The sequence below is a fragment of the Bacillus sp. FSL K6-0268 genome, from assembly GCF_038005425.1.
In the GTDB taxonomy this organism is placed as follows: Bacteria; Bacillota; Bacilli; order Bacillales; family Bacillaceae_G; genus Bacillus_A; species Bacillus_A thuringiensis_S.
In genome coordinates, this window is sequence record NZ_JBBOTF010000006.1 from 1 (window position 1) to 14170 (window position 14170).

The following is a 14170-nucleotide window of genomic DNA, read 5'->3' on the forward strand; positions in this document are numbered from 1 at the left end:
TTAGATATATATGATGAAATAGAGGAAAACTAAAGTTGTACACGAAAAATCCACGTTTTTTGATAAATCTTGGATATGCATATTTACATATTTTCTTTTCTCAACATTTGCTATAATAATGATAGAAAATTCAAATATTTCTTTCGGAACAACCATCCTACTATACATACTAATCTATATATTTTAGGCTATTTTTTTCCGTTTCCTTTACCAAACGATGTTCGGATTTTTTTATACTGCTTTTGGATCTCAATGTAAACGGGGAACATTGCGGTCAATCCCTCAACAAAAAAATTTCTAGAGATGTTGAGAAAGTTGGTTTACCCATTCAAAAACGATATTTTTTTTGCTATCATCAAATATACAAATCTTAAATGACAAAAAAATCAGAAAGTTGAATATATTAATTCCATCAATGTATTCAACACATCAATACAATATTTACTATAATTTCCCACCATAATAGTTATAGTAATTGTTAAAAAACAATCCGTAATATTATTAATGTAAGGGGAGGACTATATGCACGTTAAGCTCAAGGGGCAAGAATTTTTAATACAAACATTAAACGATTGGTATATCTCTATTCGCTCTCGTGATGTTTCAAGTGCAAAAAAACTCAAACAACAAAGTGACGAATATGTAGATTACTATAAACAAGAACAAAATTTATACTTTTATTACTCTCTACTCAATTTTCGTCATAATTATTTAATCAGCAACTTAGTTATCAGGAATGATAGCTTTGAAAATATTGATAACTTAGAAGCTATCTCTTCAAAAGAAGACTATTTTAGCTACTACTATCATTTTTTCAAAGCAATTCACGCTCAAACTATCGGACATTTTAATGAAGCTGAAAATCATTATAAACAAGCAGAGCAACTCTTATTATCAATTCATGATGATTTAGAAGTAGCAGAATTTTATTATCACTTATCCATTTATTACTGTTATAGAGACCGAATGAATTTAGCAAACCAGCATATTTCAAAAGCTAAAAGTATTTTCCAAAAAAATATTGAAAGTACGTTATCACTTGCATTCTGCGAAAATTTGTTAGGGCTTATTAATATACATGAAAAGAAATATGATTTAGCAGAAGAATATCTTAAAAATGCTCAATCTATGTTCAGCGAATTAAAAAATAACAAGGGTATAATAATAACTACTCATAATTTAGGGTTTTTATATTCTGAAATAGGTAACTCTATTTTGGCTATTGAACAGGCCTCTAAAGTTCTAACAAAGCAACACGATCATTATAAGGCTTTATTTATTCTAGCCAAAGAAAATTATAAACTTCAAAAATATGAAAAAGCATTAGAAGTTATAGATGTGGGTTTGAATTTCTGTTTAGAATTAAAAAATATAGAATATATACACCATTTTCAAATTTTAAAATCATTGAATAATAAAGATTCAATAAATCAACTAGAAACAATTATTTCCGACGGTATATTATATTTTGAAGAAGAAGGTTTATTTAGCTATGTTAAAGAATATAGTGAAACTCTTGCTAATATATTTTATCAACTTGAAGATTTTAAAAATTCGAGCAAATATTTCCGTTCTGCTTATATCGCAGCTGAAAAACTAAAACAAAAGGAGTTATTAAAATGAAACTCACAAAAATGACTTTAATAGGATTATTTTCTATTTGTTTATTGTGGCAATTCTCCTCTTTTCCTCCCTCAGATAATATACAGATGGTTTCTGCAAAAATAAATTTTGCAAAAGTTTCATCACATGGAGATGCTGGTTAATACAAAAATTCCCTATATTTCTTATATAAAAAAGAGTAGGATCAAAAATCCTACTCTTTTTTATATTTTTTCTGTGGAAAATAAAGCATGTAATATCCGGATGCCAATTTGGTCTTTTATCGCTTGACATACTATCAAAAGAAATCTTTTTCATTTATTTCTTTATTTACATCCTTACTTTCTTTTTGTTTAATGATTCCCTCTTCTAAAGTAGATGCCACCTTCACTTGGTTATCTATATGCGATTCTATATCGTTCCTTGAATTGTGCAGTATTAAATTATTATCATAAACAGTCTGATTAGATAATATACTCACAATTGCAGAAATAAATTGTTCATCTTGTTTTAATAATAATTCTGCTAATTTTTTTTGAGAGTCAAAATGCTCTACATCATTTGTACCTAATAATCTAATTGAAAACTGTGCTAATGTATTTAAAGTACCTGCTATATTACTTTGATTAGCTAGCCATTCTGAAAAAAGAGGCTCATCTTTAATTTTTTTATAGTTCCAATTATAGGTTACTTTTTCTTTTTCCCGTGCCATTTATCCACCTACTTTATAATCTAAATAATCGTTTGTTCACTATTATTTACTATCCATAGCTTTGCGCAATTTATTCATACCCAACGGATTCATTGTAATTGCATATTTTTCTGGTACATAGAACAACAAAATGTTTCGTTTATCACAAAACTTCAATATTTTATTATAGAACTCCGCTCGTAATCCAATACTACCACCACCATACACTGCAATAATTTCCGCTTGACCTGCTGTTTCTTCATTGTATTTTTCTTCAACACTTTCAATAATAGATTCAGATTCTTCATATCTCGTTTCATACAAGAAACCTTGCGCATCTTCTTGATCTTTATTATCATGAAGAACAATTTGAGCAAATTGATGCCTATTATAATTTGTATCACGTTTTTTATTTAATAATTTGCACGCTTTTTCCAACGCATGCCCAATACCTTGTCTTTCTCCTGTACAATTTCCTAAAACAGGCTTTTGATTAATCGTATAAATATATTCTGTTGTACCGTCACCGATATCCACATGCAATATTTTTTTATTTGTAAAATATTCTCCGGTCACTTCTATTCCTTTTAATTTCTCTTGGTATAAATTTTGAAATTCTTTATACATATCTTGTTCCCCATCTATCATAGCAAATAATGAGGTTGCGCCTTCTTTTGTAACACGCGCACGAGAAAATTCTATTTGTACTGTTACCTTTTCTCCTCCTACATACACGATAACAACATGTTCTTTTTCCTGAAAACGATTGGATAGCATCTTAGCTGTATCCGGTGTATGCTGACTCGCTGGAATTGCAGTAATCAAATCTACATTTAATGACAATACCTTAGGCAATGTTTTTTTCTCTTTATAGATTTGTTGAATAACTTTTGCAGCTACAACACTTAAAACACTAATTATAGGCAAATCTTCTGCGTGCTTTTTACCATAATCAATATTCATCCCTTTGGGTCTTCCTTTTTTCATCGCTCGTTCTCCAACTAAAAAACTTCCATCCCGTTCAATCGCACAACTTGTAATATGGACATATAACTCATCCAATAGGTTCATTACATTTTTATCTATGTCTGGTTCGTAAGATTCAATAGCCCCATGTACACGCTTAAACACATTAGGAACGGTGACATATTCATTATTCACAAAAATTTTCAAGTTACTATTTCCCAAATCAGCCTCAACATTTATAGCTAACATATCTAATACTTGTGTTTGTTCCATTTTTACATCCTCCATTTCGATTTCATATTAATATAGTATAAAATTGATATTATTTAAACTTAAGATAATTATATTTAAACACGCTATAAATAATTTATCAACAAAAATAATATGAAATTAATATTATTTTTGTTGATAAATACCCTTACCCGAATTTCTATTCATAAAACCATTATGTGTTTATATTTCTTGGAACTAATTTCATATTAAAATCATATTATTTAAAGTTTATATAACTAGTCTATAATATTTAAGAAATTAGAGGCGTTCCGCTTTTTACAGGTTGTTCAGCTATATATAAAAAAGATTTGTTGAAATGTTTTTTCTTGAAAGCTATATTCCAGATGGATACTTTAAAAAGTTAACTTGATTTTTATATCAATATTCTTCATTTCATACATTCTGTAGTCTTTCTTGTGTTCCTCATATCTCTACTTTTTCACGTGTAGATACTTGATTTCGCAACGAAGGTATTCCATTGATCTATAAGCAAATTCTACAAGAAATAAATTTAGGTTTGACTCCCTGCGTTTTAATTGATAATACTGCCCTACGGAGTAGCTTATATGATTCTCAAGTGAAATGGGGGGATTTGCTCGTTATAGTTGGTATAAGGAATATAAAGCTCCTATTTGTTCTACAGCAAGTGTACATGATAATTAGCGTATTTATGAATTATTTACATTAAAAAATCGTAGAATCTTTTTATTAGACACGAAGTCTTATTATTACGATGAAAAAATAGTGGTTAATTTTATTTTTCATTTGTTTATGTGTAAATCCATATAATAAGTATTAACTTCAATTATGATATGAATTTTTCAATATAAATATAAAAAATACAAATATTATATAGATAAAGAGAAGAAGGTGAAATCCCCTGTGGCTCTAAGGATGGGGGGAATGTCTGAAAATTTAAATCGTAATACTAACTTTTCCATAAATACAGTTACATATTATACAGTTCTAAACATGCTTTAAAATAACTTAATAAGTTTTACACAATATAATTATTAAATTATTAACAAACCCACAAGTGTTTAGACGTAATTAAGCATATGGAAGTACAAAAAAACAGTAGGGGAAGATAAATCAAACCTACTGTTTTTTAGAATTATAGGATAATAGAAAGATTGTCTATTTTATTTCAACATGACAAATAGCCCTGTCTTTAGTGATTTTTTTGAACAAGGCTCATAATCTATTCGTTTTTTTAATTTAAGTAAGTCGGAATGCATCAGGTACATCAATATCATGAGAAATGAGTTCCAGTACAAGTGCATGACGCGTATCATCGTCTAAATATCGTTCCGCCCATGGAATAAACGATTCACGCAGTTTTGCTCGTATCATGCCACCAAGTGATTTTATTTTTTCTCCAAGTGCTAAGAAACTTTCACATTGATCCATTGCATAACTCATGGTATACGTCATAAAATCATCACGAAGTTGTTTGTTTTTAATATATGTAGCGATTCGTGATACTTCTCCTTTATAAGAAACAACAATGTCTTTACGATCTTTAGTAGTTAATGCTATGCCAATGGATTCAAGACGGGCTGTTGCTTCTTTACGCATTTTAGCTTCTGTTTGTCTAATTTCAGCTCGATCATTTTCAATCACGCATGCAGAATTGATGTTAACTGTAAATTGAGTGATAACAATTTGTTGGATTTTTTCACGTATGCGTGCTATCCGCCCTTTACGTGGGTTTCTAACCTTTTTTGCAGCAGCATCAAATTTAAAGATTGGTAAAATAATCTCTAGGTAGTTACGAACTTTTTTTGCATTTCGCCCTAAACGTTTCTTTAAGCCGTCCATGTTGCGAGGTAACGTGTATTTTTCAATGGAATCTTTACTCTTAAATTTAAGTTCACGAGTGAAATTATTACATAGATTTAAAAGTTCAATGATACCTTTGCTGTCACGATGGGAAACTAACTCTTTTAAAATAGAAGTCTCTAACAATAAGTTAGGGATTCGAAAATATGAAAGTTTTCCATCATTATCTTTTGTTTCTTTTGCTGTACGATTTAATCTTGCATAATTGCAAATTTCATAAACTGGAATTTTTCCGTTAATAAAAATTTCTCTAACAAGCCCAGAATGAAGTAAAGCTTGGAAACCTGTATGAATAGTTGTATAGGGGATATCGGATTCGTTCGCGATAATAGATAGTTTAAAATCGCGAGGAAGTCGCCCTAAATCATTTACCTTATAGTGAAGTAAAATGTAAGTGGCTAATGCTGATGAAGGCAAAGCATATTCTCCAAGCTCGTTATTTTTGATTAAATATATACGAAGCTCATCAAAAAACTTAGGCCCATGCATGAGGAATTTGGATGGTGTATTATTCTTTCTAAATCGTATATGTGTTTGAACTGAGTTTGTACCAATTTGAACGCCGCTTGTAAAATCATTTGCAGTTACATGTTCAGTACTTTTTAGCACAGAAAAACCCTCCTATTTTTCCCACCGTAAATTAACCGGAAAAACAGAGGTTTTATATTCACATTGTATATGTGTTATGATATAATTTTAATATCAAGTATGATATTAAAGAAAATCAAATATACTTTTAGTGTGAATTAAAACCCTATCTTTTGGAGTTTTTAATTGGTCTAGTCGCCAAACTTTGAGCCAATTAAAAACTAGGTGGTGGGGTTTTGTTTTTTTATGAATATATTTAGAAATTGCTAGATATTTATACCAAAAATGAAATTCTATATCTATTAGTTTATAACTATTTTTGAAAAATAGCAATATTGTCATTTAAATATGAAATAAAAAACGCTAGTCAGTTTGACTAGCGTTTTTTATTTCATATTTAAGGTATTTTTGATAACGGTCATATTCAAACTGACAATCATTCTTGAATTTTTCATATTTAAAGTTAAGGAAAATTAGAAACTCATCTAATTGACTCTTTAAAAGTTCACGTTTTTCGACAGGTAAAGAGGATAGTTCCTCTTGCAATTCATCAGGGATTCGCCACACATCGTTAGAGGTTTGATTTATAGTGGGAGAGTTTTCCACTTTGGAATTTGAGAGCTCGATTGAAGGTGTGGATTGGGTTTCAAGATCTATTTCTTTATATGGAAATTCGTCTGAATATCCGATCAAAAAATCAACACTAACACCAAATATTTTTGCTAATCCCATTAAAACATTGTAGGGAGGTTCTGCACCATTATTTTCCCAGTTTGAAAGACTACTTATAGCAAATTTAACTCCTGTAGTTTCATAAACTCTTTCCCCTAACTCTTTACGAGACCATTGTTTTTCCAAACGTAAAATTTTAACATGAGCACCAAATTTACTTGCAGTCATAAAAAAACCTCTTTCTTAAAGTTTTTTCACTTTTAAGGCAAAAAACAACTTTTTAAGTTGACTTTTACCTTAAAAGTGATATTATAGTATTTGAAAAGACTCTTAAAATGTCATTAAAAAATGGAAGGAGAACCTTAATGTTATATTTAGAACGTATATCTCAAAACCTTTCTATACGTAAAATTTCAGAAAAATTAGGTATTAATGTAGAAGTATTTCGAGCGATTGAAAAAGGGCAATCGGGTGTTAATGCTGGGCGTGCCCGAAAAATTGCTGATTTATTAAATAAGCCTATAAACCATCTTTTTGAACCAACATATTATAAAGTTAAAAAGTAGGTTTAATATACATTATATACTTAATTTTTAGTAAGTACACATTCATTTAGAATCTTTATTTCTTTTTTATTCATTTATTATGTAAGAGGGATATTCAAAGAAAGGATGAAGTATAGTGGTGAAATATCGATTAGGGTATGACTATGTATTCATACCAAACGAACCAATTGTGAATAAAGGAGAAGACGTGAGCTCTATGAGTGTCGATGTTTTGTTTCAAGTATTTGATGAAAATGGACAGGAGCGATTGTTTGAAGGAAAGGAATTGACAGACCAACGTCTGCTCTTGAAAAATGGAGCAACTTGTTATCTAACAGATTTAGTCAGATGTTCGTTTGACAAAGAAACAATTTTATCTTTTGAACGGAATCAGCAGTTATTAAAAGGTAGTGGTTATACCATAGAATGGACAATTGATTCGTATGCCAAAGCTGTAGGGATCGGTTATGCTGAGGCGCAGGAAATTTCAAAAGAAGAATGGATGGACATGATGGTGCACTACCGAGAGCTATTTGATAATCGGGATAATTATTCTGCACAAAGTTGTACTTATTTTACCGAGAAAGTGCTAAATCGGTAGGGAGAATACCTGATTTTCAATAACAAATAGAAAGTAGGGAGAAAAATGCGGTGTAATCAATTGGTAGTTGGGAAATCTGGGGAAGCAATGGGAATGAATCGAAGTGAAATTTCTGAATATAGTCAGGCAATGGCAATTGCGAGAACCTTTGTTAAACCAAGAGAACAAGAAGGGTTTTGGGTAGAAGCCGCTATCGAATTATTAGCAGGCTGTATGATGTATATGCAAAAAAAGAGTGGAGAACTCTTGTACGTGGATGTAAAACAAACTGTAGATTTTCTACAAATGGCAAAGGAACAAGAGGAATATATAACAGAATGTATGAAGTCAATGGAGGAGAATCACCCATCTTATCACATATTTAGGATACTGGCCTCTTCAGGATATAAAATAAGGAATGGGATAATCGACACACTAACAGCAATGCTCCTTGAACATGGTATGCACCATAAAAACACTGAATTTTCAGATAGAGGGAATATTCTGGTTAGTGGTGGAGCGGGTAAAGGGAAAACGTTGGTCATGAAACAGTTCATATCCCATCAGAACCGAATAAGTAACAAAGTGACGATTCTGGATCGCGATGGAGAATATCGAGCGTATGGGGAGAAGGTAGGCGCTGTAGAAGTCATTTGTCTTTCTTCACAAGATTCCGCAGTACTGGGTGCGAAAGAACGAGAAACCTGTTTACACTCAGATGTAGTATGTATAGACGAAGGAAATAGATGGTATGCTCAGAACCCCGAAGAATTGATGGAGCTGCTAGAGGAGCTTCAGGCATGCGGTATTAAAATCATTGCGAGTTTTATAGAAGTGCCTAAAGCAGTGATGGAAATATTTGATTTCCATATAGACTTAGATGAATCTGCTTGTTAATAATACTTTATATTTCTGTTTAACGATATAAAAAAATAAAACGATGAAAGGGGTATTTAAACATGTTTTTGACACCAAGTATAGAGGGGATGTACATCAATCCGTTGACTTTACCTATGGTGGGAGCGGAAGGGAAGAAAAATAGATTAATCCTTGGGAAACCGGGGAGAGGTAAAAAGTTCAATTTAATGAAAGAGTTAAACCGATATGCAGAAGACTTGGTCGTTTCTAGTAAGACATATCAGGCTGTGGAACAGACGAGTGTTTGGAAAGACACGGTGGTAGATTTTTTAGCAAGTACGATACTGTATCTGCGTATGTTTCCGAAAGAAAAGGGATTTTTAGCTGATTTGCAAATGTTCTTCACACAAATGGAAAAGAACCCCTATATACGCTCTCATATTATGGATGTATTACATGAGAGTCATCCATTTTACCGAGTTATGAAGCGGTTTGATGGGCAGATTCCTGAGGAAGCGATGCATCTTACGCTACAAATTCTAGATGAACATGTACAAGGGCAGAAAATATGAAAACGAGAGCACTTAGGGGTATGGGACAACAGAAGTATACAGAGTTGATGTATGACCTTGTTACGCAACGAGGAGAGGTATATATGATAGACCCCAAGGGAACATTCGAAGAAGAATGGAAAAGGTTGCAAGAAATACTTGCACAAAAGAAGAAACCGAATCTATCGTAATTACGCTAAGGAGTCTATGGTGAAAGAAAAGGGATGTTATATGAACCTGTTGTTTGTGAAGATTTATCGTGAGCTTGCGAGCAGGAAATGTTTGCAAACAACGGGTGTAGCAACTGTAGCGTAGCGCAAGGCGGTAGGAAGGTGCATGCTTTCGGCGGATACGGTAACAAATAAAGAGGAGGGGATGAAACTGCGGTTAACAAAAACAGCAGTATGCATACTCGTATCAGTTTCTCTGTTAGGGGCTTGTAGTGGACCAAAGGACAATCGTGTCACAGAACAGACATCAATAAAAAGTGTTAAAAAAAATGACGCAGTGCACTTGCCAGTGCCTATCTTGGAAGATAACAACTATAATATTGAGGGGAAAATCGTTACCTTTACACGGAGTATTACGCATGTTGAACTGAAAGATTTTGATGAGTCATCAGAGTTAGAATTACGGGAGAAGTATAACGATTATATAAGCAAAAATAATATAAAGCTCAAAAAAGATTATAAACAGCTCATCATTCATATGAAACATGAAATCAGTGAAAAAGCTAGACACGATCCATTTAAAGGGTATGTATTAAATACAGGTTCGGGACTTGTTATCGGTGAAGATGAAGTAGCGAGTGAGAATGAATTTGTAGATTACCAGCAAAGATATATGACTGCCAATTATAGAGCGAAATCGACTTTTGAACCCACAGGAAAGGTAGCACTAGCGATTCCAAATCAATATGCGAAGAACAAAAGCTTACAACTCAAGGTTGTTCAAAAACTAAATAAAACAAACAAACTTGTTTATATCGATGTGAATTAAACGAGGTGGATGAATGTTAGACGATATTATAAAAGGTATCACAGATTTGCTTTTTAAGATGTTTAGAGATAGTACCGAAAGTTTCCTTACTATGACTGCGGAATTGTTTCAAAAAAGTGTGGATACTGTTCAAACAAATGTGTCAGAAACACCAACAGAATTTTCACAAACCATTGTTGAGAATCTTAGAGTGATATCAGATACCGCCATCTTGCCCGTTGCAGGGCTGATTTTAACCTATGTGTTTTGTTATGAACTCTATCAATTGGTAGTTGAAAAAAATCGTGGTGGAGATTTTGAGACGGGACAATTACTGTTTTTAATTATAAAAACCAGTGGAATGATCTTATTATTAAGTAATGCGTTTGACATCACACTAGCGGTATTCGACCTTGGGAAATGGATAACCGATAAAGTGCCCGCTTCCACCTTGCAGATACCCGCTTCTATCGCGAAAAATCTTGTGGATTCTATGGAAGAAGGAGCGGTAGGGACAGCGATATCGATGTGGATTGTGACTGCGATTGTTTTAATTGTAACATTTCTTATGAGTGGTATTATCTATTTGGTAGCGTGGAGTCGTATGGTTACCATTCTGCTTTACATTTCAGTTGCGCCCATTCCGTTTGCAACGTTTTTGAATCGAGAATGGATTGGGAATATTGGGCAGACATATGTGAAACATTTATTAGCGCTTATGCTACAGGGCTATTTCATGTTGGTTTGTTTAATCGTATATGCTGGATTACTCGAGAAAGCAAGTGGTTTAATAGCGACAGAAGGAACGGGATTATTCGGATTGGTGTTGATGGTCATTTCGATGGGGATTTTAGTCTTGTCGCTCACGAAGACGCATACACTTGCTAAATCTGTAGTGGGGGTGATGTAGATGAAGCGATGGGCTAGGAAACATAAAAAAGTATTGATTACGTTTGGTGTTATTTCACTCGTAACTTGGATTGGAACAGCGATTGAGTTACATTTACTGGCAACACACACCTATGACCTATACGAATATACCACAAATCATGTTGTATCAGATGAATTAAAGATGGTGAGTTTACTCGGTGTAGTGATAATAGTGCTTCTTGCGATTTGGACATTTTTCTTACTGTTTATTTTCTTAAAAATCATGTTCCCTAATAAAAAATCATGGCAAGGAGCTCTATGTATGGAGGAATTCAGATTTTTGAAAGAGATGCCGGGTGCACTAAGGAAGGGGCTAGATAAGAATGAATAACAATTTCGTTGTATCTATTCCCAAAGAGTTAAAGCATATCAAGTCAAAATTGTTTTTCGGTTTAACCAAAAGACAACTAATCGGATTTTCTATCACGTTAGCAGTTGGGTTACCGGTATTTTTTATCTTGAAAAAGGTGAGTGTGGATGTTGCTTTATTTGGTCTTTTCCTTACAGCAAGTCCAGTCCTTTTCGCTACCATTTTTACCAAAGATGGTATGCCAGCTGAAACGTGGCTGAAGTTGTATGTAGAATATACATTTCTGAACCCACGGAAAAGAACTTTTCAAGTATCGAAACGGAACGCTATAGTAGCAAAAGAAAGGAATATGTTGAATGAAAAGCGCAAGATTAGAACGTCAAAACCTGTTTCAAATGTTGCAAAAACTCGTTGATTCGAAGCGACCCAAAAGAAAAACGACACAAGAAACATTACATTACAACAAGATGTACCCGAATGGGATTTGTTATGTTGGAAAGAACGTATATAACAGAATGATTCGTTTTTCGGACATATCGTATCAATTATCACCAGATGAAATCAAACAAAGGATTTTCGCCGAATATAGTACCTTGCTGAATTCTTTCGACGATACAATTAAAGTTCAATTTTGCTTTATGAATTATCGTATGTGTGCAGAACAGAATGAGGAAGTACTTGCCTATAGTAAAAGTAGGAGTAAAATTGAAGATTTTGAGGTCATGCAAGAAGAATACTTTTCTTATTTGGAGGAACAAAGGCAGAAAGGAAATAATGGGATTGTCCGAAATAAATATTTAGTTTTTTCTATTACAGATGTTTCTTATAAGAATGCCGTTAGACGCTTAGCAAGTATCGAAGAGAATATTAGAGATCATTTTAAACCGTTAGGGGTAGGGTTGGAAAATCTAAACGGGATGGAGCGGTTATCGATCATAAATTATTTGCTGAATCATAGTTCGGAATATTATAAAGACTTAGAAATCGTTCCGAAAGAGCAATTACGTAGTGGAACAACAAAAGATTGGATTGCACCCAAGCGCATAGATTTTGAATCCCGCACAGATGAATTTACAGTCAACAACAAACATGCAGCCGCATTACATTTAAACATCGAGGCAACAGAATTGTCGGACCGAGTGTTAGCGGACTTTTTAGAATTAGACCTTGAAATGCTTGTGAGTATGCATATTCGTAACTTAAGACAACAACAAGCTGTCAAAATGGTGAAATCGAAAGCATCTGATTTAGACAGTATTAAAATTGAGGAACAAAAAAAGGCGCTACGTAGCGGGTATGACATGGACATTCTGCCGACGGATTTAAATATGCACGTGGAAGAAAGCAGGAAAATCTTAAAAGATTTACAGAGGGAAAATGAAAAATATTTCTATGTAACATTTACGATGATCGTGTTTGAAAACACACGTAAAGAATTAGAGAATGCCATTTACAAATTACATGCGGTGGCTCAAAAACAAAATTGTACATTGAAAAAATTGAAATTACAGCAAGAGAAAGCATTTATTAGTGCGTTACCACTGGGAGAAAACATGAATGAAACAGAATTAGAGCGTGGATTGACAACATCATCTACGGCTATATTCGTGCCCTTTACAACGCTAGAGCTATATCAAGAAGCGCAAGAACCCGTATATTATGGCTTAAATGCCCTAAGTAATAACTTGATTCAAGTGAGCAGAAAAGCCATGAAAAATCCGAATGGATTGGTGCTAGGTACACCTGGCGCTGGGAAATCCTTTGCTTCTAAACGGGAAATGATAGATACTTTTTTGAGAACGACAGATGACATTTTAATTTGTGATCCAGAGGAAGAATACACCCCATTTGTGCAGAGGCTAGGGGGAGAGATTGTTAAGGTATCTGTTGGTTCAGAGGATTTTATTAATCCATTAGACATTTCATTAGACTATGCAGAAGGAGCGAATCCCATTTCATTTAAGACGGAGTTCATTCTTACTTTGATGGAAGTTGTGGCAGGGGGGAAAGCGGGTCTAACCGCAAAACAAAAAACACTGGTAGATAAATGTGTTCGCTTGATTTATCGTTCCTATCTTGAAAATCCAATACCTGAAAATATACCGATTTTGGAAGATTTATATAAGGCTTTAGTAGCCACTAAAAAAACAGAAGGAGAAGAGCTGGCAGACGCATTAGAATTATATGTCTATGGTTCATTGAATGTTTTTAATCATCGGACAAAAATTAATGTGAATAACCGTTTGATTTGTTTCAATATTAAAGAATTGGGCTCTAATTTACGGGAATTAGGTATGTTAGTGCTGCAAGATCATGTTTGGAACAAAGTAACGAAGAACCGGAATGAAAATAAAAAGACTTGGTATTACATGGATGAGTTTCATAAATTATTAGCGGAAGAACAAACGGCAAAATATAGTGTAGAGTTTTGGAAAAGATTTAGAAAATGGGGCGGTATACCAACGGGTATGACGCAAAACGTGAAAGATTTATTATCTAGTCCAGCGATTGAAACAATCCTTGATAATACAGAATTTGTTTATTTATTAAATCAAGCAACAAGTGATCGAATCATTTTACAAAGTAAATTGGGTATTAGTGATTACCAAGCGAAGTATATTACGAACTCGAAAGAAGGAGAAGGGCTCATTTATTATTCTGGCTTTATTTTACCCTTTAAGGATGAATTTCCTAAAAATAATTCTTTATATCCAGTTATGACAACAAAGCCGGAGGAGATTAAACGTTTCAGAATGGAAGCAAACGGTTGATGAAAGGGGCTGC

At 33.2% G+C, this 14170-nt stretch carries 16 protein-coding genes and 1 pseudogene; 13 read left to right on the forward strand and 4 right to left on the reverse strand.

The genetic code is table 11. The annotated features are described in order from the left end of the window. Positions 1–522 precede the first annotated feature (522 nt). Together MHI28_RS35200 and MHI28_RS35205 are read left to right on the forward strand one after the other, a co-directional pair. Positions 523–1623, forward strand: coding sequence for a response regulator aspartate phosphatase (locus MHI28_RS35200; protein ID WP_197263074.1), 1101 nt, complete (start codon positions 523–525; stop codon positions 1621–1623). After that, entirely contained in the window at positions 1620–1766 is a 147-nt protein-coding gene (locus MHI28_RS35205; protein WP_176116579.1) for a hypothetical protein, read from the forward strand. Before MHI28_RS35200 ends, MHI28_RS35205 begins: the two co-directional genes overlap by 4 nt. 134 nt (positions 1767–1900) lie before the next feature. Here the strand turns inward: MHI28_RS35205 and MHI28_RS35210 are convergent, their stop codons facing one another. Next, positions 1901–2314 carry a hypothetical protein gene (locus MHI28_RS35210; RefSeq protein WP_078186784.1) on the reverse strand — a complete coding sequence of 138 codons (414 nt, stop codon included), beginning with the start codon at positions 2312–2314 and terminating at the stop codon, positions 1901–1903. A gap of 42 nt (positions 2315–2356) precedes the next feature. Next, a complete protein-coding gene (locus MHI28_RS35215) occupies positions 2357–3532 on the reverse strand; it encodes a ParM/StbA family protein (RefSeq protein WP_078186785.1) in 1176 nt (391 codons plus the stop codon). 257 nt (positions 3533–3789) lie between these two features. On the opposite strand from MHI28_RS35215, the pseudogene MHI28_RS35220 reads away from it, so the two are divergent. Next, positions 3790–4192, forward strand: a pseudogene (locus MHI28_RS35220) (ISNCY family transposase); the annotation flags it as partial. 558 nt (positions 4193–4750) lie between these two features. Here MHI28_RS35220 and MHI28_RS35225 read toward each other — a convergent pair. Both MHI28_RS35225 and MHI28_RS35230 read right to left on the reverse strand, forming a co-directional pair. Then, on the reverse strand, positions 4751–5983 hold the full coding sequence (locus tag MHI28_RS35225) for a hypothetical protein (protein ID WP_197263075.1): 1233 nt from the start codon (positions 5981–5983) through the stop codon (positions 4751–4753). Between the two features lie 342 nt (positions 5984–6325). After that, a complete protein-coding gene (locus MHI28_RS35230) occupies positions 6326–6862 on the reverse strand; it encodes a helix-turn-helix domain-containing protein (protein WP_197263076.1) in 537 nt (178 codons plus the stop codon). A 137-nt stretch (positions 6863–6999) separates the two neighbouring features. Here MHI28_RS35230 and MHI28_RS35235 point away from each other — a divergent pair, with 137 nt between their 5' ends. The 10 genes from MHI28_RS35235 (at position 7000) to MHI28_RS35280 (ending at position 14157) form a co-directional block, all read left to right on the forward strand. Next, the gene (locus MHI28_RS35235) at positions 7000–7200 is read left to right on the forward strand and encodes a helix-turn-helix domain-containing protein (protein ID WP_023523648.1); all 201 of its coding nucleotides are present in this window, start codon (positions 7000–7002) and stop codon (positions 7198–7200) included. A 115-nt stretch (positions 7201–7315) separates the two neighbouring features. Beyond that, positions 7316–7780: a hypothetical protein gene (locus MHI28_RS35240; protein WP_197263077.1), complete on the forward strand. Its 465-nt coding sequence runs from the start codon at positions 7316–7318 to the stop codon at positions 7778–7780. Between the two features lie 45 nt (positions 7781–7825). Further along, positions 7826–8656: a hypothetical protein gene (locus MHI28_RS35245; protein WP_134208723.1), complete on the forward strand. Its 831-nt coding sequence runs from the start codon at positions 7826–7828 to the stop codon at positions 8654–8656. 62 nt (positions 8657–8718) lie between these two features. Next, entirely contained in the window at positions 8719–9189 is a 471-nt protein-coding gene (locus tag MHI28_RS35250; RefSeq protein WP_078186790.1) for a hypothetical protein, read from the forward strand. Beyond that, positions 9186–9359, forward strand: coding sequence for a hypothetical protein (locus MHI28_RS35255; RefSeq protein ID WP_340829349.1), 174 nt, complete (start codon positions 9186–9188; stop codon positions 9357–9359). The genes MHI28_RS35250 and MHI28_RS35255 overlap by 4 nt, the downstream gene beginning before the upstream one ends. Positions 9360–9504: 145 nt before the next feature. Then, positions 9505–10167 (forward strand): hypothetical protein, encoded by a 663-nt coding sequence (locus tag MHI28_RS35260; protein WP_307838769.1) that lies wholly within the window; start codon positions 9505–9507, stop codon positions 10165–10167. 13 nt (positions 10168–10180) lie between these two features. Then, positions 10181–11056 (forward strand): VirB6/TrbL-like conjugal transfer protein, CD1112 family, encoded by an 876-nt coding sequence (locus tag MHI28_RS35265; protein WP_078186791.1) that lies wholly within the window; start codon positions 10181–10183, stop codon positions 11054–11056. Further along, entirely contained in the window at positions 11057–11407 is a 351-nt protein-coding gene (locus tag MHI28_RS35270; RefSeq protein ID WP_078186792.1) for a hypothetical protein, read from the forward strand. Then, positions 11400–11801 carry a PrgI family protein gene (locus MHI28_RS35275; RefSeq protein WP_078186793.1) on the forward strand — a complete coding sequence of 134 codons (402 nt, stop codon included), beginning with the start codon at positions 11400–11402 and terminating at the stop codon, positions 11799–11801. The genes MHI28_RS35270 and MHI28_RS35275 overlap by 8 nt, the downstream gene beginning before the upstream one ends. Then, positions 11743–14157: a VirB4-like conjugal transfer ATPase, CD1110 family gene (locus tag MHI28_RS35280; RefSeq protein ID WP_078186794.1), complete on the forward strand. Its 2415-nt coding sequence runs from the start codon at positions 11743–11745 to the stop codon at positions 14155–14157. The genes MHI28_RS35275 and MHI28_RS35280 overlap by 59 nt, the downstream gene beginning before the upstream one ends. The last annotated feature ends 13 nt before the right edge of the window (positions 14158–14170 follow it).

Excerpts from the sequence above, each read along its gene's own strand:
- MHI28_RS35200 (WP_197263074.1), top strand. The coding sequence starts at position 523 with ATGCACGTTAAGCTCAAGGGGCAAGAATTTTTAATACAAACATTAAAC.
- MHI28_RS35205 (WP_176116579.1), top strand. The coding sequence starts at position 1,620 with ATGAAACTCACAAAAATGACTTTAATAGGATTATTTTCTATTTGTTTA.
- MHI28_RS35210 (WP_078186784.1), bottom strand. The coding sequence starts at position 2,314 with ATGGCACGGGAAAAAGAAAAAGTAACCTATAATTGGAACTATAAAAAA.
- MHI28_RS35215 (WP_078186785.1), bottom strand. The coding sequence starts at position 3,532 with ATGGAACAAACACAAGTATTAGATATGTTAGCTATAAATGTTGAGGCT.
- MHI28_RS35230 (WP_197263076.1), bottom strand. The coding sequence starts at position 6,862 with ATGACTGCAAGTAAATTTGGTGCTCATGTTAAAATTTTACGTTTGGAA.
- MHI28_RS35235 (WP_023523648.1), top strand. The coding sequence starts at position 7,000 with ATGTTATATTTAGAACGTATATCTCAAAACCTTTCTATACGTAAAATT.
- MHI28_RS35245 (WP_134208723.1), top strand. The coding sequence starts at position 7,826 with ATGCGGTGTAATCAATTGGTAGTTGGGAAATCTGGGGAAGCAATGGGA.
- MHI28_RS35250 (WP_078186790.1), top strand. The coding sequence starts at position 8,719 with ATGTTTTTGACACCAAGTATAGAGGGGATGTACATCAATCCGTTGACT.
- MHI28_RS35255 (WP_340829349.1), top strand. The coding sequence starts at position 9,186 with ATGAAAACGAGAGCACTTAGGGGTATGGGACAACAGAAGTATACAGAG.
- MHI28_RS35260 (WP_307838769.1), top strand. The coding sequence starts at position 9,505 with ATGCTTTCGGCGGATACGGTAACAAATAAAGAGGAGGGGATGAAACTG.
- MHI28_RS35265 (WP_078186791.1), top strand. The coding sequence starts at position 10,181 with ATGTTAGACGATATTATAAAAGGTATCACAGATTTGCTTTTTAAGATG.
- MHI28_RS35270 (WP_078186792.1), top strand. The coding sequence starts at position 11,057 with ATGAAGCGATGGGCTAGGAAACATAAAAAAGTATTGATTACGTTTGGT.
- MHI28_RS35275 (WP_078186793.1), top strand. The coding sequence starts at position 11,400 with ATGAATAACAATTTCGTTGTATCTATTCCCAAAGAGTTAAAGCATATC.
- MHI28_RS35280 (WP_078186794.1), top strand. The coding sequence starts at position 11,743 with ATGAAAAGCGCAAGATTAGAACGTCAAAACCTGTTTCAAATGTTGCAA.